At 35.7% G+C, this 20981-nt stretch carries 19 protein-coding genes and 1 riboswitch; of the genes, 13 read left to right on the top strand and 6 right to left on the bottom strand.

All coding sequences use genetic code 11. From position 1 onward, the window contains the following. Positions 1-10 precede the first annotated feature (10 nt). From CAN42_RS08765 to CAN42_RS08725, 9 genes are all read left to right on the top strand, one after another. Entirely contained in the window at positions 11-1066 is a 1056-nt protein-coding gene (locus CAN42_RS08765) for an L-threonylcarbamoyladenylate synthase (protein WP_085876360.1), read from the top strand. Between the two features lie 8 nt (positions 1067-1074). Next, on the top strand, positions 1075-1506 hold the full coding sequence (gene rpiB / locus CAN42_RS08760; RefSeq protein WP_062571849.1) for a ribose 5-phosphate isomerase B: 432 nt from the start codon (positions 1075-1077) through the stop codon (positions 1504-1506). A 1-nt stretch (position 1507) separates the two neighbouring features. Continuing rightward, positions 1508-2134 (top strand): uracil phosphoribosyltransferase, encoded by a 627-nt coding sequence (upp, locus tag CAN42_RS08755; protein ID WP_062571848.1) that lies wholly within the window; start codon positions 1508-1510, stop codon positions 2132-2134. A gap of 9 nt (positions 2135-2143) precedes the next feature. After that, entirely contained in the window at positions 2144-3172 is a 1029-nt protein-coding gene (locus CAN42_RS08750) for a glycosyltransferase family 4 protein (protein ID WP_062571847.1), read from the top strand. Between the two features lies 1 nt (position 3173). Next, positions 3174-4277 (top strand): non-hydrolyzing UDP-N-acetylglucosamine 2-epimerase, encoded by a 1104-nt coding sequence (gene wecB, locus CAN42_RS08745; RefSeq protein WP_085876359.1) that lies wholly within the window; start codon positions 3174-3176, stop codon positions 4275-4277. A gap of 168 nt (positions 4278-4445) precedes the next feature. Next, complete coding sequence (locus CAN42_RS08740; protein ID WP_062571845.1) at positions 4446-5630, top strand: acetyl-CoA C-acetyltransferase; 1185 nt, start codon at positions 4446-4448, stop codon at positions 5628-5630. A gap of 5 nt (positions 5631-5635) precedes the next feature. Continuing rightward, complete coding sequence (locus tag CAN42_RS08735) at positions 5636-6412, top strand: enoyl-CoA hydratase-related protein (protein WP_085876358.1); 777 nt, start codon at positions 5636-5638, stop codon at positions 6410-6412. 13 nt (positions 6413-6425) lie between these two features. Further along, positions 6426-7262 (top strand): 3-hydroxyacyl-CoA dehydrogenase family protein, encoded by an 837-nt coding sequence (locus tag CAN42_RS08730; protein ID WP_085876357.1) that lies wholly within the window; start codon positions 6426-6428, stop codon positions 7260-7262. Positions 7263-7687: 425 nt separating this feature from the next. After that, on the top strand, positions 7688-12859 hold the full coding sequence (locus CAN42_RS08725) for an S-layer homology domain-containing protein (protein WP_085876356.1): 5172 nt from the start codon (positions 7688-7690) through the stop codon (positions 12857-12859). Between the two features lie 123 nt (positions 12860-12982). Here the strand turns inward: CAN42_RS08725 and CAN42_RS08720 are convergent, their stop codons facing one another. From CAN42_RS08720 to CAN42_RS08695, 6 genes are all read right to left on the bottom strand, one after another. After that, positions 12983-13654, bottom strand: a complete 672-nt coding sequence (locus CAN42_RS08720; RefSeq protein ID WP_085876355.1) for an HAD family hydrolase — start codon at positions 13652-13654, stop codon at positions 12983-12985. After that, positions 13647-14114, bottom strand: coding sequence for a 6,7-dimethyl-8-ribityllumazine synthase (ribH, locus tag CAN42_RS08715; protein ID WP_085876354.1), 468 nt, complete (start codon positions 14112-14114; stop codon positions 13647-13649). Before ribH ends, CAN42_RS08720 begins: the two co-directional genes overlap by 8 nt. 52 nt (positions 14115-14166) lie before the next feature. Further along, complete coding sequence (locus CAN42_RS08710) at positions 14167-15378, bottom strand: bifunctional 3,4-dihydroxy-2-butanone-4-phosphate synthase/GTP cyclohydrolase II (RefSeq protein WP_085876353.1); 1212 nt, start codon at positions 15376-15378, stop codon at positions 14167-14169. A gap of 15 nt (positions 15379-15393) precedes the next feature. Then, positions 15394-16038, bottom strand: a complete 645-nt coding sequence (gene ribE / locus CAN42_RS08705; RefSeq protein WP_085876352.1) for a riboflavin synthase — start codon at positions 16036-16038, stop codon at positions 15394-15396. After that, entirely contained in the window at positions 16031-17146 is a 1116-nt protein-coding gene (gene ribD, locus CAN42_RS08700; RefSeq protein ID WP_085876351.1) for a bifunctional diaminohydroxyphosphoribosylaminopyrimidine deaminase/5-amino-6-(5-phosphoribosylamino)uracil reductase RibD, read from the bottom strand. Before ribD ends, ribE begins: the two co-directional genes overlap by 8 nt. A gap of 48 nt (positions 17147-17194) precedes the next feature. Next, positions 17195-17306: riboswitch (FMN riboswitch) on the bottom strand. A 55-nt stretch (positions 17307-17361) separates the two neighbouring features. Next, entirely contained in the window at positions 17362-17898 is a 537-nt protein-coding gene (locus CAN42_RS08695) for a guanylate kinase (protein WP_062571838.1), read from the bottom strand. A gap of 114 nt (positions 17899-18012) precedes the next feature. Here CAN42_RS08695 and pyrB point away from each other — a divergent pair, with 114 nt between their 5' ends. From pyrB to CAN42_RS08675, 4 genes are read left to right on the top strand one after another with little or no spacing between them, the layout of a single operon-like run. Continuing rightward, on the top strand, positions 18013-18924 hold the full coding sequence (gene pyrB / locus CAN42_RS08690; RefSeq protein WP_085876350.1) for an aspartate carbamoyltransferase: 912 nt from the start codon (positions 18013-18015) through the stop codon (positions 18922-18924). Then, entirely contained in the window at positions 18921-19352 is a 432-nt protein-coding gene (locus CAN42_RS08685; protein ID WP_085876349.1) for an aspartate carbamoyltransferase regulatory subunit, read from the top strand. Before pyrB ends, CAN42_RS08685 begins: the two co-directional genes overlap by 4 nt. Position 19353: 1 nt before the next feature. Further along, the gene (locus tag CAN42_RS08680; RefSeq protein WP_062571835.1) at positions 19354-20055 is read left to right on the top strand and encodes a dihydroorotate dehydrogenase electron transfer subunit; all 702 of its coding nucleotides are present in this window, start codon (positions 19354-19356) and stop codon (positions 20053-20055) included. Continuing rightward, the gene (locus tag CAN42_RS08675; RefSeq protein WP_085876348.1) at positions 20045-20950 is read left to right on the top strand and encodes a dihydroorotate dehydrogenase; all 906 of its coding nucleotides are present in this window, start codon (positions 20045-20047) and stop codon (positions 20948-20950) included. The genes CAN42_RS08680 and CAN42_RS08675 overlap by 11 nt, the downstream gene beginning before the upstream one ends. Positions 20951-20981 lie beyond the last annotated feature (31 nt).

Genomic DNA, 20981 nt, shown 5'->3' with positions numbered 1-20981 from the left:
GGTGTTTTTTGTGAAAACAGAAATATTTAAATTTAAAGGGAACGGCAAAGATAAAGTTTATCTAAAAAAAATCAGTCAGACCCTAAGAGATGGAGGCCTCGTTGTCCTGCCAACAGAAACTGTCTACGGACTAGGTGGCAATGGACTTAACAAGAGGACTTGTAAAAAAATATATGAAGCCAAGGGCAGACCTAGCGACAACCCACTAATACTTCACATAGCAGACAATTCACAACTAGATGATTTAGTTGCAGAAGTACCTGAAGTGGCAAAAAAATGTATTAAGAAGTTTTGGCCAGGTCCCTTAACAATAATTTTTAAGAGGTCAGATAAGATACCTGACGAAGCAACAGGTGGCCTTGACACAGTTGCCATAAGAGAGCCAAGCAACAAGATTGCCCACGACATTTTAAAGTCAGTGGATTTTCCAGTAGCTGCTCCTTCAGCAAACCTATCTGGCAGACCTTCCCCAACTAAGGTGGAACACGTAATAGAAGACCTTGATGGTCGAGTTGATATAATTGTAGATGGGGGACATTCCGTTGTTGGAATAGAATCAACAGTTCTTGATGTAACAGTTGACCCACCAATGATTTTAAGACCAGGCAAGATTACCCTTGAGGACCTACAAGAAGTTGATGAAAGAATAACTATTGATACAGCAACTATTGATTCCAAGTCCCAGGAAGTGCCAAAATCACCAGGACAAAAGTACAGGCACTATGCTCCAAGGGCAGAGGCAATTTGCTTTGGTGGTAGACTTGATAAACTTGTAAATGAAATCAAGAAGAATATAGAAGAAAACAAGGGCAAGAAAATTGCAGTTCTTGCAACTGAAGAAACCTATGATGAATATGTAAACAATGGCGTAGAATTACTTATTAACCTTGGATCAAGAGAGCATTTGGAAGAGGTTGCTGCAAATCTTTTTGATGCACTAAGAAGATGTGACGAAGAAGATATTGACATAATTTTTGCAGAAGGTTTCGAGCTTAGGGGAATGGGTCTTAGCATAATGAATAGGCTCTTGAAGGCTTGCGGTGGCAAGGTAGTCATGAGGATTTAGGAGGAAATATGAAAATAGGAATTGGTTCAGATCACGCAGGTTTTTATCTAAAAAAAGACCTAATCCAATATCTTGAAGAAAAAAATATTGAAGTCAAGGACCTGGGACCCTTTGATGATTCAAGGGTAGACTATCCAGACTATGGTCACGCAGTAGGTCATGCTGTAATAGATGAAGGTCTAGACTTTGGCATAGTAATTTGTGGATCTGGAATTGGGATTTCAATTTCTGCAAATAAGGTAAAGGGAATAAGGGCAGCACTTTGCTCCGAACCCTACTCAGCAAGGCTTGCAAGACGTCACAATGATGCCAATGTTTTGGCTCTTGGAGCAAGGCTTATAGGCCACGACATGGCAATAGAAATACTAGATGCCTTCTTAGATGAAAAATTTGAAGGTGGAAGACACATTAATAGAGTAAAGAAAATCGAGGAGGACTAAAATGGGATACACTTTAATAAAACACCCACTAATTGATCACAAGATGACAATATTAAGAAAAAAAGGAACAAGCTCCATGGAGTTTAGACAAGTTGCCAATGAAATAGCAACGCTCATGGGCTACGAAGTTACAAGAGACCTTGAAACTGAAGAAATTGAAATAGAAACTCCTATTTGCAAGACTACAGGAAGAGTTATCTCTGGTAAGAAGGTTGGAATTGTTCCAATCCTAAGAGCAGGACTTGGTATGGTAGAAGGTCTACTTACAATTATCCCAGCAGCAAGAGTTGGTCACATAGGAATGTACCGTGACCCAGAAACTCACAAACCAGTAACTTATTATTCAAAGCTTCCTAAGGACGTTTCATCAAGACTTATGCTTGTTGTAGATCCAATGCTTGCAACTGGTGGTTCCCTAATAGAAGCCATAGACGAACTTAAAAGAAATGGTGCAAAAAACATCAAGTCAATAAATCTATTAGCAGCCCCAGAAGGATTAGAAGCTGTGCAAAAAGCCCATCCTGATGTAGAAATCTATCTTGCAGCTATTGACGAAAGATTAAACGACGACAAATATATTGTACCTGGCCTAGGAGATGCAGGAGATAGATTATTTGGAACTAAGTAAGAGGTTAATATGTATAAATTTGTAATTCCTTTTTTAGCGGCCTTTATACTGACATTTATTCAAATGCCCTTTACTATAAAGTTCGCAAAAAAGAAGGGTTTTTTAGATGTGCCCAAGGATGAGAGACGTGTCCACAAAAAACCTATACCAGTAGGTGGTGGCATAGCCATGGTGATATCTGTTTCCATCCTTATGGTCTACTATCTGCCAATAAATAAAAACTTAATGATGACACTTATTGCCTCCCTTATCATTGCCATATCTGGACTTTATGATGACAAGGAAGGTCTAAGTCCCAAGTTAAAATTTCTTTTTCAAATTTTAGCGGCTGTCATATTAATTCTTGGTGGGATGAAAATAGAATTTTTCACAAATCCCTTTGACTCCCATGATGCCCTACTTATTTTAAATATTTTGTCCATACCAGTTACAATTTTTTGGGTTTGTGGAATAACTAACACAATTAACTTAATTGATGGACTAGATGGACTGGCATCAGGAGTCTCAATGATATGTGCCATCTCCATGTTCTTTATAACATATAAGATGGGAAGGTACGACGTGAGCCTTGTATGTGTCTTAGTAGCAGGTGCATGTCTAGGATTTTTGCCCTTCAACTTCAATCCAGCAAAGATATTTATGGGAGATACGGGAGCCCTTTATCTTGGGTTTATGCTTTCATATATAAGTATTTCTGGATTTTTAAAACAAGCTGCCATATTAATGATATTTGTGCCAGTTTTAATCTTGGGAGTGCCAGTATTTGACACAGCCTTTGCCATGGTTAGAAGAAAGTTATCAGGTAAGTCCATGGTGGAAGCTGACAAGGGTCACCTCCATCACAGACTCTTGAAGATGGGACTAAATCAAAGGCAGACTGTTGTAATTCTCTATTCTATATCTGCGATCTTTGGAGTTCTTGCAAATTTAATTTCAAGATTTCATTCATCCATTGCCCTTGTAATTTCTATAGGAGTTTTACTTATAATAATTGCAACGGGAGTGGCAGCAGGTATGTTAAAAAACAAGGAGGAATAAATTGAAGGTATTATTTGTATTTGGTACAAGGCCTGAGGGCATAAAGATGGCACCAATAATAAAGGAAATTCAAAAGAGGAAGAACCTTGAGTGCTATACTTGTGTCACAGGTCAACACAGAGAAATGCTGGACCAAGTGCTAGAAATTTTTGATATAAAACCAGACTACGATTTAAATATTTTTAAGAAGGGTCAATCTCTTACAGATGTAACTACAAAAACTCTTTTAGGCCTTGAAGGAATCCTAGATGAATTAAAGCCAGACATCTTACTTGTCCAAGGAGATACAACTACAGTATTCGCTGCAGCTCTTGCTGCCTTCTACAAAAAAATAAAAATTGGTCATGTTGAAGCAGGCTTAAGATCAGGCAACATTTATTCACCTTATCCAGAAGAAGCCAACAGGAAACTAACAGGTGTAATTTCAAATTATCATTTTGCACCAACTGAATCAAACAGGCAAAACCTAATCAATGAAGGCTATGATGAAAGAAATATTTTCATAACTGGCAATACTGTTATAGATGCCCTTAAGTATTCTGTTAAAGAAGATTTTATATTTGACGATGAAATTTTAAACAATTTAGATTATAATAGAAATGTAGTGTTACTTACTGCACATAGGAGAGAAAATTGGGGCAAGCCAATGGAAGATATTTTCAAAGCCATAAGACGTGTAGTCTTGGAAAAGGAAAATCTTGAAATTGTATTCCCAAGGCACTTAAATCCTATAGTAAGGGAAGCTTCTGAAAAGTATTTTGCTGATTTAGATAGGGTTCATTTAATTGAACCACTTTCCTACCTTCCTTTTTCAAACTTAATGGCAAGGGTAAAATTTGTCGTTACAGATTCAGGAGGAGTTCAGGAAGAAGCACCTGCTCTAGGGAAACCCGTTCTAGTTCTTAGAAATGAGACAGAGAGAATGGAGGGAGTAGAAGCTAAGACTGCAAAACTTGTTGGTACAAAGGAACAAGATGTTTACGAGTCTATAGTTGCCTTACTTGAAGATAAGGACCTATATGATGAGATGGCAAAAGCTGTCAACCCTTATGGGGACGGTCATGCAGCAGAAAAAATTGTTGATGTACTAGAAGGTATGATTTGATTTTAGGATATTAAATCTATTTAGCTAGCAGTATAAATTGGCATAACTTTTAATAAAAGTTGAAATAAGAGAGAAATAATATTTTTACTCACACAACTTGTACAAATCAAAGGGAGATAGTGTTTTAACTAGTGGCAATTGCCACATGGCACTAATAAGGAGGAAAACATGGAAGATAGAATTGTTATAGCATCAGCTGCAAGAACAGCTGTGGGTAGTTTTGGAGGACAATTTAAGAACACTCCAGCAGTAGAACTTGGTTCAATTGCAGCAAAAGAAGCTCTTAAGAGAGCAAATGTTAAACCTGATATGGTTGACGAAGCTTACATCGGTAATGTTCTTCAAGCAGCACAAGGACAAAACGTTGCAAGACAAGTTGTACTTGGAGCAGGAATTGATATTAAAACTCCAGCAGTTACACTTAATATCGTTTGTGGATCAGGACTTCGTGCAGTAAGTTTAGCAGCTCAAGTTATTAAGGCAGGAGATGCTGAAATCGTACTAGCTGGTGGTACTGAATCAATGTCAATGGCACCTTACGCTCTTACAAATGAAAGATGGGGAGCAAGAATGGGCGACAAAAAAGTTGTTGATACAATGATTAACGACGGACTTTGGGATGCTTTCAACGACTACCACATGGGTATTACAGCTGAAAATGTAGCTGAAAAATATGGCATTACAAGAGAAATGCAAGACGAACTTGCTGCAAGATCTCAAAACAATGCAGAAAGAGCTAAAAAAGAAGGAAGATTTAAAGACGAAATCGTTCCAGTAGAAATTAAAGATAGAAAAGGCAATGTAACAGTATGTGACACTGACGAATTTATTAGAGATGGTGTAACAGCTGAAGGACTTGCAAAACTTAAACCAGCTTTCAAAAAAGATGGTACAGTTACAGCAGGTAACGCATCTGGAATCAACGATGGTGCAGCAATGCTTGTACTAATGAAAGAATCTAAGGCAAAAGAACTTGGAGTAGAACCTCTTGCATACATTATTTCTTATGCAACAGCAGGTGTTGACCCTAAGATTATGGGTACAGGACCTATCCCTTCATCAACTAAGGCACTAAAAATTGCTGGACTAAAGGCAGATGACCTTGACCTAATCGAAGCTAACGAAGCATTTGCTGCTCAAGCTTGTGCAGTTAACAAGGAAATGGGCTTTGACATTAGCAAAGTTAACGTAAACGGTGGAGCTATTGCAATAGGTCACCCAATTGGAGCAAGTGGTGCTAGAATTTTAACAACTCTATTATTCGAAATGAAGAAGAGAGATGCTAAGAAAGGACTTGCAACACTTTGTATCGGTGGAGGAATGGGAACAGCTCTTATCGTAGGAAGGGACTAATCTAGATGGACTATAAATATCTAATAGCAGAAGAGAAACCTAATGGAGTTGTTCTTATAACACTTAGTAGAGAAAAGAGCCTAAACGCTCTTAACTCTGCTATGTTAAAAGAAATTCACCACTTCTTCTCAAATGTTGGAGAAGATGTAAGATGCATCATAATAACAGGTGCAGGTAAATCCTTTGTTGCTGGTGCCGATATTGCAGAAATGGCAAACTTCACAGCCAGTGAAGCTTATGACTTTGCAAAACTTGGTATGGATACTTTTATGGAAATTGAAAAATGTAGAACACCAGTTATTGCAGCAGTTAATGGTTTTGCCCTTGGTGGTGGATGTGAAATTGCCATAGCTTGTGACATAAGACTAGCATCTACAAAGGCAAAATTTGGTCAACCAGAAGTTGGTCTTGGAATTACACCAGGCTTTGGTGGAACACAAAGACTTTCTAGAGTAATTGGACCAGGATACGCAAAGGAACTTATCTATACAACAGAAATGATTGGTGCAGACAAGGCTTACCAAATTGGACTTGTAAACCATGTTTACGAACCAGAAGAACTTATAGATAAGGCTGTTGAAATGGCAAATAAAATTGCATCTCACGCTCCTAAGGCTGTTGAATACGCTAAGCAATCAATTATCAACGGATCACAAACAGACATTGATACAGCTATGCAAATTGAAAAAACTCACTTTGGCCTATGTTTTGCAACTAATGACCAAAAAGAAGGCATGGATGCATTTTTAAATAAGAGAAAATCAGAATTTACAGGGGAATAAAAGAGGGATAACAATGAAAATAGCAGTAATTGGATCAGGTACTATGGGAGCAGGTATTGCTCAAGTACTTGCAACTCATCATGAAGTAATAGTTAGAGACATTGCAGCAGAAGCATTAAAGAATGCTGAAAGCAAAATCATAAAGGGTTACGAAAAAAATGTTTCTAAAGAAAGAATGACAAAGGAAGAAATGGATAAGGCTCTAGCAAATCTTAAATATTCAAGTGATATTGAAGACCTTGTTGACTGTGACCTTATCATTGAAGCAGCCACAGAAAATCCAAAAATTAAAAAAGCTATATTTACAGAATTATGTGAAAAATGCGACGCAAAAACTGTTCTCGCATCAAATACTTCATCTCTTTCAATAACTGACATTGGCGCAGCTACAAAAAGACCTGAAAAAGTAATTGGCATGCACTTCTTCAACCCAGTTCCAGCAATGAAACTTGTTGAAGTAATTTCTGGAAAGAAAACTGATCCTAAAGTTAAGGATATGATTATCGAACTTTCTAAGGAAATCGGCAAGACTCCAGTAGAAGTTGACGAAGCTCCTGGTTTCGTTGTAAATAGAATTTTAATTCCAATGATTAACGAAGCAATTGGTATTTACGCAGAAGGTATTGCATCAGTTGAAGATATTGACACAGCAATGCAACTTGGCGCAAACCATCCAATGGGACCTCTTGCTCTAGGAGACCTTGTAGGACTTGATGTTGTTCTTGCAATCATGGAAGTTCTTTACAATGAATTCGGCGATCCAAAATACAGACCTCACACACTTCTTAAGAAGATGGTTAGGGCTGGACTACTTGGAAGAAAAACTGGCGAAGGATTTTACAAATATTAATTATTTAAACTTTAAAGAAGGCTTAGGCCTTCTTTTTTTTATCAGCCACTTTGTTAAAGCAAGGGCAATATAATTATAAGAAAGAGTTATTATTTAATTAAGCCTCCCGATAATTATATACAGCAAAATATTAAGAAGGCTTATGTCCTTTTACTCTGAAAAAATTAATTGAATTTTAATAATTCTTCTATTATCATAATAATTATTATTAGTAGTATATATGTCCTAACATATTATACGCATTGGGAGGATTTAATAGGAGTGGCGTTAATAAAAACAATATGGATTAATGGAATCTAAAAATGTTTAAGCTTACATATTATATACATTCATTGGGATTAATATAAGGACAATGGTGTAAGTAGGGAAGGCTTTTATAGTTTTAGAAAATATTGTGTTTATTATAATTTAAATTAGGAGGAATTATGAGAAGAAAGATAATATCATTACTCTTGGCATTACTAATGGTTGTTGAGATTGTGTGTCCATCTGTGCAAATAGTATATGCAGATTCTAGTGCTTCACAAGCTGATTTAGAGTTAGAGAAAGAGAAAAAAGAAGATAAGGAATCAGACCTTAATATTAGTAATCAAGATGTAAAACAGGAAAATGAAACTAAAGAGAAAAGTGATTTTAAAAATGAAAAAATATCTATTGAAGATGAGAAGTTTAATAATATTAAAAATCTAGGAAATAGTAAGGAGCTTTCTCAAAATAGAGAAGCTTCAACTGAAAGTGAATCTAAAAACTTATCTGAGATTTATCTTGATAGTAAAAATGGTAATGATGATAATGACGGTACAAAAGAAAAACCGTTTAAAACTTTCGCTAAGGCAATTGAAAAGGCTAAAGACGGGGATACACTTAATGTTGTAAGTCTTTCTGAAACAAATATAACAGTTGATAAACAAGTAACTTTAAAATTTATTAATGATGTAACTATGCAAGGCAGTGGAACGGGTATTGACCTTTCAGAAGGAAGTCATTTAACTGTAGCTGATGGAAAAACATTAACAATGACAGACTATGCTACCGCTATTAATGTTAAAAAAGATGCAGAGATAAATGACGGAAATTATGTTTTAGATAAAAATGAAACTGCTTTTAGTTTGGCTGACGGAGCAAAAATCAATGGTACATCTAAAGATAAGTTAAAAATTTCTGCAAAAGAACAAACAGGCAGTGGATTTTCTTATTCTTCTGATTCTTGGTTTATTGGCTGTAGCGTTTATGTTGAAGGTAAACTTGGCTCAAGTGAACAATATTCAGGACTTTATATGAAAGATGCTTCTCTTACAACTAAAGATGTATGGTATTATTTTAATCCAGATAAACAAACAGATGGAACATTTAAAGGGGGACTTCATTTAGATAATTCTGAATTTTATGTATATAAAGCAAAAGGAGTTTCAGGATATAAGAATTCATTTGGACTCTTTGGACCATCAGAAATAAAAAATAATTCGACAGTTACAGCAGATGGCTCAAGAGTTACAGTTTCAGAAAAATTAGTCGTTAAAGATTCAAAATTTATAATAAAAAACAGTACTGATGGTGGACTTAATATTAACTATAGTCCAGGAGAAGTTATTTTTGAAAATTCAACTTTTGAAACCACAAATATGAAATGGACACCTTCTTATGGAACGGGAAGAACAGATGGACCTTGTTATTTAACTTTCAAAGGAAATTCTGTAGTAAATACAGATGCAAAAAATAGAGATGCTGATTGTGGTGGGGCAAATAGAAACACTAACAGCACTTATGTAGTAACAGGTGGCTCATATCTATTAGCCTATGATTCTACTTATAATTATAATGTTACAACTCCAACAAATGGTAAAGAAAATGGAGATGAATATTTATCTTATTTTACTCTTAAAGACAGTAATATAAATGAATTAAAACCAATAAATAAAAATGGTCAAGAATATACTTATACAGTAGCTAAACCATCAAAGGACAATAAAAAACACGTTTTTGTACCAGGAGCTAAAGTAACTTTTAAATTAAATAATGCTGATGCAAGTTTTGCTGATAATACTAATGTAGATAAAGAATTTAAGACAATAAGAGGTTATAAACTTGATGATGTTGTAGGAAATGTAAATCCTGGTGATCCAACAGATAAAAATGGGGTTAAATTTTTAGGATGGTACTACAAGACAGCTTCCGGGGAAGAAAAAGCATTTGATTGGAATGAAAAACTAACTGCTGACACAGAAGTTTACGCAAAATGGGAAAGAAAAACAGTTATCTATCACAATGGAGCAGGTAAAGACTATATATCTTCTGTAGGTAAAGATGCAAAAGATATAGAAGTTTTATCTTTTGATGATATCTTAAAAGAAAAAGCTGATTTTATAGTAGAAGGCAAAAAATTTATAGGCTGGACAATAACTCCTAACGGAAGCGGAAAAGTTTATAATGCAAAAGAAAAAATAGACTTTGCTGAAGGTCAAAATCAAATAGATTTATACGCAAAATACACTGATAATGAATATAAAGTTTCTTTTTCAGCAAATGGCGGAACATTTAGTGAAAATTCAATCTTTAAGAAAAATACAGATGTCTTTACTATAGAAAAAGATGCAAATGGTGGCGAAGTTGCAGTACTTAAGAAAACTGCAAAATATAATGATAAATTATTTGATTTACTGGGAACATTTGACCATAACAATTTAAAACCAGATAAAGATGCAACAAAAGCAGGTTTTGTGATTTCAAATCAGAATTATTTTTCAAATAGTGCAGAAGCTGGTGGAAAAACAATAAGATTTGATGATCATAAGAATTTTATCTTTAATACTTCAGGTGAAAATCCACAAATAACTAAAGACACAACTTATTATTTAATTTGGAAAGATGATCCGAATATTCCTAATGAAAATAAAATTTCTTCACAAGAACCAATAGACTCTGACATTTGGTCGGACAGCAAAGAAACAAGCAAAGATATAAAAATCATTTCTGAAAATAAAGAATTTGCTTTAACAGGTGAAGTAAATGTTTCTTCTATAAAAGATAAAATGAAAGCAATTGAAGAAATATTTAATAAAAAAGAAGAAAAAGATTTTGATAAAATTTCCTTAACTGGAGCAAAATCAACTTTTACTGCTACTTTAACTTTACCTAAAGAAGTAGAAGCTCCTAAAAAATTACAAGTAGAAGCTAAAGGACTTGGAGATTGTTTTGAAGTTATTGATAAAAAATTAAATGGACAAAAAATAACTGTAACATTTAAACTTAAAGACGGAATGACTGATTATAAGAAATTAAAAGATGCAGTCTTTTCAACAGGTGGTAAAGATAATACACTTTCAGTAACAGTTAGTGGGCTAAAATTAAAAGATTTTGATAAAGTAAAAGACGGCGAAAAATTCACGATTAGAGGAGAAGTTAAAGGTGATTTTTCTGCAGTAGCAAAAGATGGCGATACAATTAAAAAATTCGACTTTAAGTGGACTGGAAACCAATCAATAGAGGGAAAAGATTCAGAAGCAAAAGATGACTCTTCTATCCAATATACAATAATGGTATCAAAACCAACTCAATTAACTCTTGGTGGCGATTTACTTGTTAAAAAAGGAGAAGAAGAATATAACACAGAACATGATAGTATTTATCCAGTAGATAAAGAGGACTTTTTAACATTTGACGGAAAACTTGATGTTTCTTCAATTAAAAATCAAATAAAATCTTTAAAAGATGATTTTGATAAAAACAACAATAATACTTCAAATGAAATAACAACTAAAGATGTTAAAAGTGAATTTATAGCAGAGCTTACAATTCCAGAGGGCTTAGAATTACCAAAAGATTTAAAAGCAACATTAACTGAAAATAATCTTTTTAAAGTTGAAAGCACAGAAGCTAATGGGAATAAAATCACTGTTAAAATGACACTTAAAAAAGACTATACTAAATTTATTGATTTATATACAGATGTAACAAGTGTTTTAGATACATTAGATTTAGAAATTTCAAATATTAAAGTAAAAGATACAGCTAAAGGTAATTTAACAGTAAATGGGAAAGTAACAGGCACATTTACAGGAGTTGCAACAAAAGATTTAAAAACAAAAGTATTTAATTATAAATGGACTGGAAAACAAACACCAGACGGAAAAGACTTCACTCAAAGTGAAGATGATAATGACTCAATTAATCTTACAGTTAATCTTCCACAAGAACTTACTTTAGGTGGAGATATTTTAATAGGTGAAGATACTGAACATGATGCCTTACATGAAGTTAAGGCTGGGGATGTTCTCGAATATACTGGTAGACTTAATGTAAGCAGTATTAAAAACCAAATAAAATATCTAAAAGACAGTTATGCAGGAGATTCTGACGCTATAAAAACAAAAGATATAAAAAGTGAATTTACAGCTACTCTAGAAATTCCTAAAGGTTTAGAAATTCCTGCTGATTTAAAAGTGACATTAACAGATAATAAATTATTTGAAATAAAAAATGGTGATGTTAAGCGTGATAAAAATAAAATCATTGTTAAAATGACTTTGAAAAATGCAAATTACACTAAGTTTTCTAATTTATATACTGATGTAACAAGCGTCCCAGATACCTTAGATTTAAAAGTTCCAAAAATTAAAGTGAATGATAATGTATCTGATGGAAGTAAGTTAACTGTTGTAGGAAAGGTTCATGGTAATTTTAAAGGTAAAGCTACTTCACAATCTGGTAAAAAAGAAGTTTATAATTATAAATGGACTGGAGAACAAACTGAAGATGGAAAAGACTTTTTAATTAAAGATCAAAGGGATAATAAAACAATCCAATATACAATACTTGTAAAAAATCAAGTTAAACCTTCACCAAAGCCTGAAGCAAAACCTGAGCATAAATATTATTATCATCATGAAAAAATAGGAGAACCAATCCTAAATATTAATGACCATTACGCTTATATGAAGGGTTATCCGGACAAAACTTTTGAACCTGATAAAGCAATGACTAGGGCAGAAGTAACTATGATGTTTGCGAGATTGTTAAAGGAAAGACCAGAAAAGGGCAGAAAATATATTATGCCTTATAAAGACATTAAAGAAAATGACTGGTATGCTTACGCTGTAACATTTATGAGTGAAAAGAAATTAGTTTCTGGTTATCCAGATGGAACATTTAAAGCAAATGCTCCAATAACAAGAGCAGAGTTTGCTTCAATTGCTTCAAGATTTGATAATTTGTCAGAAGAAGCAAGGCTAAAATTCTCTGATGTTAAGGAAAATTATTGGGCATATAAATTTATTTCTTCAGCTGAGGATAAGGGATGGATAAGTGGATATCCAGATGGTACCTTTAAACCTGAAAAGAATATAACAAGAGCAGAAGTGGTAAGTTCAACAAACAGAATTTTGAATAGGTATGCAGATTTAGATTTTGCAAAAGCTCATGCACAAGAGCTTGCACCTATGATTGATATGGATGATAGTCACTGGGCATATGGACCAGTAGTTGAAGCCATGAATGGCCATGACTATAAAAGACTTTCTGATGGAAAGCACGAAAAATGGATTAGGTTAAATGGGAAGAGATTTACTTTTCCTATTCCACCTTACGGAGAAGAAAAATAAATTATTTAGTAGTTTATTTTATAAGAAGATATTAATTAAAGATAAAAGGCAGCTCTAAAATGGGCTGCCTTTTAAAATTTTAATTTCGATTTTCTTTTATGGTATATTTTTATTTTTAATGAATTATAGGATTTCTAAAATTTCTTTTATGGAGTCAATTTTATAAGTTGCATCTTTGCCTTCTTCTGGTCCGAAGCCGTAGGTGCAGAAGATGCTCCTCAAATTATTTTTGCGGGCTGCCTCCATGTCGTGGTGTCTGTCGCCAACAAAGATAATTTCTTCTCTAATATTTTTTCTTTCCTGCTTAATGATTTCGTCCTTAGGGATGAAGTCAAAAGTTTCTGCTGCGTAGTATTTTTTGAAATATTTTTTTATTCCATAGATATCAAGGGCTTGGTCCAGGTAGGACTCACGACAGTTGGAAAGGATGTAGAGGTCATAGGACTTTGAAAGTTTTTGCAAGACTTCTTCTGTTCCATCATAGAGCTTGCCAACCCTGTTTTTTATATTTTCATCCATCTTTTGACCAACAAGAGTCATGACTTTTTTCTTAAAGTCATGGTCAGCACTAGGTGCTAAAAGGTCGTAGGCAAAGTTTGGCCTTTCTCCTAAAAATCTTTTTACATTGTCTTCAGAAAGTTCAAAGTCCTTGGCATATCCATGGTCCTTTAAAATTTTGACTCCCTCAGAGAAGGCAGGGTAGTAAACTTTTATTGTGTTGTGAAGGGTTCCGTCAAAGTCAAAAATTATGCTTTTGATATTTTTAAGTTCCCCTCTTATATAATTCTTATCCACGGATCTCACCAAGAAGGTTTGCCATTTCAATAGCAGCTGTTGCAGCATCGAAGCCCTTGTTGCCAGCCTTTGTGCCTGCTCTTTCAATTGCTTGTTCAATATTTTCTGTTGTGATAACTCCAAAGATAATTGGCACTCCAGTTTCAAGTGAAGATGAAGCGATTCCCTTGGCAACTTCAGCCGATACAAGTTCGTAGTGAGTTGTTGCTCCTCTTATAACTGCGCCTAGGGCGATAACTGCGTCGTATTTTTTTGTTTGCGCAAAGGCTTTGGCAGCTAGGGGGATTTCAAAGGAGCCTGGCACCCAAATTACTTCAATTTCTTCGTCAGTTACTCCATGTCTTTTAAGTCCATCAAGGCAGCCATCTAATAATTTTGAAACTATAAACTCGTTAAATCTTGCTAAAACTATTGCATATTTCTTTCCTTGTGATTGTAAATTTGCACTGTAAACTTTCATAATTCCTCCAATTTTATTTTAAAATTTTATTAAATGTAATTAATTTACTAACTTACTTATTTGTACTAAATTCTGACAAGATGTGGTTCATCTTTTCTGCCTTAGTCCTCAAATAGAACTCGTCGTCTTTTGTTGAGTGGATTTCTATTGGAACTCTTTTTTTTATCTTCATGCCAAATTCTTGAAGTGAATAAACCTTGTCTGGGTTGTTTGTAAGAAGTCGCAACTCTTTAACTCCAAGGTCTTGTAGGATTTGGGCACCAGTTGCATAATCTCTTGCGTCTTCTGGGAAACCTAGAGCCAAGTTTGCTTCAACTGTATCCATGCCTTGGTCTTGAAGGGCATAGGCCTTGATCTTATTTACAAGTCCAATTCCACGACCTTCTTGACGCATGTAGAGGAGGATGCCTCTTCCTTCCTTGTCGATTTGATTCATGGCAAGGTGAAGTTGGTTGCCGCAGTCGCATCTTGATGAGCCAAAGCAGTCACCTGTTAGACATTCAGAGTGAACTCTTGTTAAGACGTCCATGCCGTCGCCAATTTCTCCCTTGACAAGGGCAATGTGGTGTTCGCCAGTTACCTTATCAATGTAGGCATGGGCTCTAAAGTCTCCAAACTTTGTTGGAAGTTTTGCCTCAGCAACTTTTTCTACAATTTTTTCGTGTCTCTTCCTATAAAGAAGTAGCTCTTCAGTTGTTGTAATCTTCATGTCAAGCTCTTGGGCAAGTTTAAATAAATCTTCACCACGCATCATGTGACCATCGTCTTGCATTATTTCACAGCAAAGTCCAACTTCCTTAAGTCCAGCAATCTTAAGTAGGTCCACAGTTGCTTCAGTGTGACCACGTCTTACAAAGATTCCATCTTTTTTTGCAACAAGAGGGAACATGTGACCAGGTCTTCTAAAGTCCTCTGGCTTTGCATCATCTTCTGCAAGCTTGTTTGCAGTTAGGGCTCTCTCCCAAGCTGAAATCCCAGTAGTTGTGTCTACGTGGTCAACGGAAACTGTAAAGGCAGTTTCATGGTTGTCTGTGTTGTCTGCAACCATTTGATTTAATTTTAATTTTTCCGCGTATGCCCTAGACATTGGCATACAGATTAGGCCCTTGGCAAGGGAAGCCATGGTGTTTAGACTTTCGCCAGTGGCAAACTCTGCTGCCTGAATCATGTCACCTTCGTTTTCTCTATCTGGTTCGTCAGTTACTATAATGATTTCTCCCTTTTTAAGAGCTTCAACAACTTCTTCAATAGAATTAACTTTCATTTTATCTCCTCTCAATTAAAAACCATTTTCTAGTAAAAATGATTCAGTAATTTTGCTTTCACTTTTTGCATTTACAAAATTGTAGACATAGCGACCAATTATGTCGGTCTCAATATTAATCATATCTCCAACTTTTTTATTTATAAGATTGGTGTCCCTAATAGTTGTTGGAATAATTGAAACTTCAAAATATTTTTCTCCAACCTTTGAGACAGTAAGACTTATACCATCAAGTGCAATAGACCCCTTGGGAGCAATGTACTTAAAATTATCGGAGTCGAACTTTATCCTGTAGACAATTTCATTTCCATGGTTGTGGATAGAAATTATTTCTCCAAGCCCATCAACGTGACCTTGTACTATGTGGCCGTCAAGTCTCTTTGAAGGGCTTAGGGCTCTTTCAAGATTTAGCTTTTCGCCTCTTTTTAAATTTTTAAAAGTTGTGGACTTTATAGTTTCCACCATTACATCAGCCTTGTAAAAGTCATCGCCTAATTCTGTTACTGTAAGGCAAACGCCATTAGTTGCAATAGAGTCGCCCACATTTGTTCCCTCCAAAACTTTTTTGCAGGAAACTCTCAAGCTGTAGAGGTCGCTTTCTCTTTTAATATCAGATAGGCTGCCAATTTCTTCTATAATTCCTGTGAAAATTTTAATCACACCTTCCAGTGACAAGTATGTCATCAAATAATTTTTCGCACTTCATATCCTTTATCCTAATTGCATCTTTGAGCTCATCAATTTCAAGGTCGCCTATGGCAGGTATCCCCTTGGACCCAAGTAAGATTGGGGCAATGAAGAAGTAAAATTTATCAACTAAGTTATTTTTTAGCATTTCTGCATTTAAGGTTCTTCCACCTTCAAGTAGGATGGAGGAGATGTCGTAGCCCTTTAATTTTTCCATAAGATCTTTAAGGTCAACCCTCTTGTCCTTATCCTTACAAATTATGACTTCAACATTTTTCATTGCCTTTAATTTTTCTAACTTATCCTTGTCGCAGTTTTCTGTTGTAGCAAGAATACAAATAGAATCTAAGTCATCTCTTAGGACTTTTGCATCAAGGGGAATCCTCAAGGATGAATCTGTGATAATCCTTATGGGGTTGTTTTTATATTTGCCGTGACGGGTGTTAAGGGTAGGGTCATCTGCAAGGACTGTTCCTATTCCCACCATTATTGCATCAAGTTGACCTCTTAGTTCATGACCCTGAGCTCGTGAAAATTCTGATGTAATCCACTTGGACTCGCCAGACTTTGTTGCAATTTTTCCGTCAAGAGACATGCCAGCCTTTAGGACCACAAAGGGCCTCTTGTTTTTTAAGTAAGTGAAGAATCTTTCATTTAGGTTTAAACATTCTTCTTCGCAAAGACCTTCTGTAACAGAAATGCCTGCATCCTCCAAAATTTTTATTCCCCTGCCAGAAACTTTTTCAAATGGGTCAGATGTTCCAATGACAACTCTTCTTATTCCTTCCTTTACAATTCTTTCAGCGCAAGGAGGAGTCTTGCCATAGTGGGAGCAGGGCTCCAGGTTGACATAGAGGGTTGCACCTCTTATGTCTTCGCCACGAGACTTTGCATCTAGGATGGCATTTACTTCTGCATGATTGTCACCAAACTTTAGGTGGGCACCTTGGCCAATTATCTTGTCATCTTTTACAATTACGCAGCCAACGAGGGGGTTGGTCTTTGTCTTGCCAGTTCCCTCTCTTGCAATTTCAAGGGCACGCTCCATGTAAAAGATATCGTTAAAATCTTCTAAATACATTAAATCACCTATAAAAAAAGAGCCCATGCAGGGCTCAAAAAATTTAAAATTTATCTTCTTTCATCCAGACTATACTGTCGGTATTGGAATTTCACCAATTCAGCTTTCGCTCGCGGACTTTACCGCCGGTGAGGAATTGCACCTCGCCCTGAAGAGTTTTATTAACTTATGAATTTATAATAACACTAGAAATTAAATTGTCAAGAAAAAGCAAATCATTTTCCCTCTTTGATCTTTTTTATTAAGGTGATGACATCCTCAAAGACAGAGTCTATATCCCTGTCGGCATCAATGATATAGTCAGCGTAGGGGTCAAGGTCTTCCAAGACATCAAGTCTCTTTTCTATATCATTTGCACTGTCGTGCCTCTTTATCATCCTATCCCTCAAAGTATCCCTGGAGCACTTTAGGTAAATTGATTTGGCATTTTCAAATTCTTTTTTAATAGCTATGACGCCTTCCTTGTCCACAACAATAACGCAGTCCTTGTGCTTGTTGTTATTCTTTTCAAGGTCTTCCTTTAAGGTTGAGTAGTAGTTGCCAACGTAGCAAGTTGTCCCAATAAATAAATTCTCCTTGTCCATCTTCTTAAAAAGCTCTGAGTCGATGAAGTTATAATCCATGCCATCCACTTCAGAGATTCTTGGTTTTCTTGTAGTGTAAGTAATAATTTTTTCGATTCCGTGTGAAGTCAAGGCATTTCTTATTGTAGACTTGCCTGAACCAGAGTGTCCTAGTATTAAATAAATCATAATTGCTCCTTAAAATTTAATTTATTAAAGTATAACATATTTTTTCTATTATACTTTACAATTATAAAAATTTGAAGTAATATAGAAAAGATAAAATATTAGATGGAGGTTAGGATGAAACATTTAATTGAGCCACTAGATTTTACAACTGAAGAGTACGAAGAAATTTTTAGACTAGTTGATAACATTATCGCAAATCCAGATGATTATTCTCATGTTTGCGACAATAAGTTATTGGCTAGTCTTTTTTTTGAGCCTTCCACTAGGACAAGACTATCTTTTGAGACAGCCATGCTAAGACTGGGAGGACGAGTAATTGGATTTTCTGACGCAGGTGTAAGCTCATCATCAAAGGGAGAGACCCTACTTGATACCATTAGGGTTATAGAAAATTATGCGGACATTTGTGCTATGCGTCACCCAAAGGAAGGGGCAGCCCTTATGGCATCAAAGGTAGTTAAGACAATGCCTATTATAAATGCAGGAGACGGGGGACACTTTCACCCAACTCAAACTCTTGCAGACTTAATAACAATAAGGCACTACAAAAAATCCTTTGACAATTTAACTATAGGACTTTGTGGCGATTTAAAATTTGGAAGGACAATTCACTCTCTTGTAAGAGCCCTTAATCGCTATGAAAATGTAAAATTTATTTTTATTTCGCCAGAGGAGCTCAAGATGCCAGAGCCCTTTAAGAACTTTATAGACGAGGAAAACTATGTTGAGACTAGGGACCTTGTAAGCGTGATTGATGACTTAGACGTCCTCTATATGTCAAGGGTTCAAAAGGAAAGATTTGTATCCTCTGATGAGTATGAAAGGTTAAAGGACTACTACATCTTAAATGAAGAAAAATTAAAAAATGCTAAGGAAGATATGATAATCCTTCATCCTCTACCAAGAGTAAATGAGATTGCACCAGAAGTGGATAAAGACCCTCGTGCAGTTTACTTTGAGCAAACAAAATTTGGAATGTACGGCAGGATGGCTTTGATTATGAAACTTTTGGAGGCTACAAAATGATAAATGTTTCAAAAATAAAAAAGGGAATTGTACTCGACCACATAGAAGCAGGCAGGGCTCGCGTTCTTTATAGAGCCCTTGAACTTGATAAGGTCACAGATACAGTTGTACTTATGCAAAATATTTTTTCAACTTCTATGGGCAAGAAGGACCTAATAAAGATAGAAACAGATTACAACTTGGACTTCACAGTCCTAGGACTAATTGCTCCTCACACAACAGTAAACTTCATTGAAGATGGGGAAAGGGTGAAAAAAATTCGCATGGAAATGCCAGAGCTTGTTGAAGGTGTATTGACTTGCAAGAACCCAAGATGCATCGCAAACTCTGAAAGAGAAGTGCCAGGTCACAAGTTTTTCCTCTACAACAGGGACAAGAAGGAGTATAAGTGCGAATATTGCGACACAGTAACCACATACGGAGAATGATATGGCGAAGGTAATAGAAAACATTGAGGTGTGTAAGGACTACTTCATACTTAGGACAGACCTAGATGTAAAAGTTTATCCAGGACAATTTTTTATGTTAAGGGCATGGGAGTCTTATCCAACTCTTTCGAGGCCAATTTCTGTCTATGACTTCACTGATGGAGTTGACTTTCTAATTGAAAAGAGAGGAGAGGGGACAAAGATACTTGAAAAATTGCAAGCAGGCGACGAGATAAAATTATTTGGTCCCTTTGGCAATGCCTTCTACGCCAACGTAGATGAAGTTGCCCTAGTAGGTGGTGGAGTTGGTCTTGCACCCTTTCACTATCTAATTAAGGAAATTCAAAAACTTAAAGCAAATTCAAAAATCATCCTCTACATTGGAGAAAGAGAAGAGCTTGAACTTGAAAATGCCTTTAAAGATATTAGTTGCGACATAAAAATAAAAAAAGGCGGCTTCATAACAGATATAATTGATTTCCAAAACCACGACCTAATTTACACTTGTGGGCCAGAAATTATGATGAAAAAAGTTGTTGAACTTGCAAAAGCTCATGACATAAGGACCTATGTATCTCTTGAAAAGAGAATGGGGTGTGGCGTAGGTGCCTGCCTATCATGTTCTTGTGACACAAAAAAGGGCAGAAGAAGATCTTGCAAGGAAGGGCCAGTATTTAAGGGGAGTGATCTACTTGACTTCTAGGACTGAAATAGATTTAGCAGGAATAAAATTAAAAAATCCAATAATAATGGCAAGTGGTACCTATGGATTTGGAGAAGAGTTCAAAGACTTTTACGACCCGAAGATTCTTGGAGGGATTTCTTCCAAGGGGATCACAAGACATCCCAAGAAGGGAAATGAAGGCATAAGAATTTGGGAAACTCCATCAGGAATTTTAAACTCAATAGGACTTGAGAACCCAGGAGTTGAAGAATTTGTAAAAACAAAAATCCATGACATGAATAAACTTGGGACAGAAGTCTTCGTCAACCTTGGTGGCAATACTATAGAAGAATACATTGAGTCAGCAGAAATTTTAAATGACTATGACTTCGCTGCCATTGAATTAAATATTTCTTGTCCCAACGTCAAGGAAGGTGGCATGGCCTTTGGTATGGACAAGGACTCTGCTGCAAAAGTTGTAAGAGAAGTGATGAAGGTGACAAACAAAAAAGTTTTTGTAAAGCTTTCTCCCAACGCTGGCGACATTGTTGGCATAGCCAAGGCAGTGGAAGCTGAAGGTGCAACAGGACTTTCTCTTATAAATACAATTCTCGGCATGGCAATTGATTTAGACAGAGGAGAAATTCCCTTTAAGAATACTTACGCAGGCCTATCAGGTCCAGCAGTAAAACCAATTGCTTTAAGGATCCTCCACCAAGTTGCAAAAAATGTAGATATTCCAATAATTGGTATGGGAGGCATATCTAACTACAAAGATGTCTTAGAGTTTTTAATGGCAGGAGCCACAGCAGTAGAGGTTGGAACCTATAACTTTATGAACCCCAATGGAGGAGCAGAAATTATCTCTGACCTTGAAAGGTATTTGGAAGAAAAAAATAAAAACGCAAAGGACTTTATAAAAAAATTAGTTTAAAGATTACAAATTTTGATTTTAGGACTCCTGA

The organism is Peptoniphilus vaginalis, from assembly GCF_900176605.1.
GTDB classification, from domain to species: Bacteria; Bacillota; Clostridia; order Tissierellales; family Peptoniphilaceae; genus Peptoniphilus_A; species Peptoniphilus_A vaginalis.
This window is presented reverse-complemented; position numbering and strand designations above follow the sequence as displayed.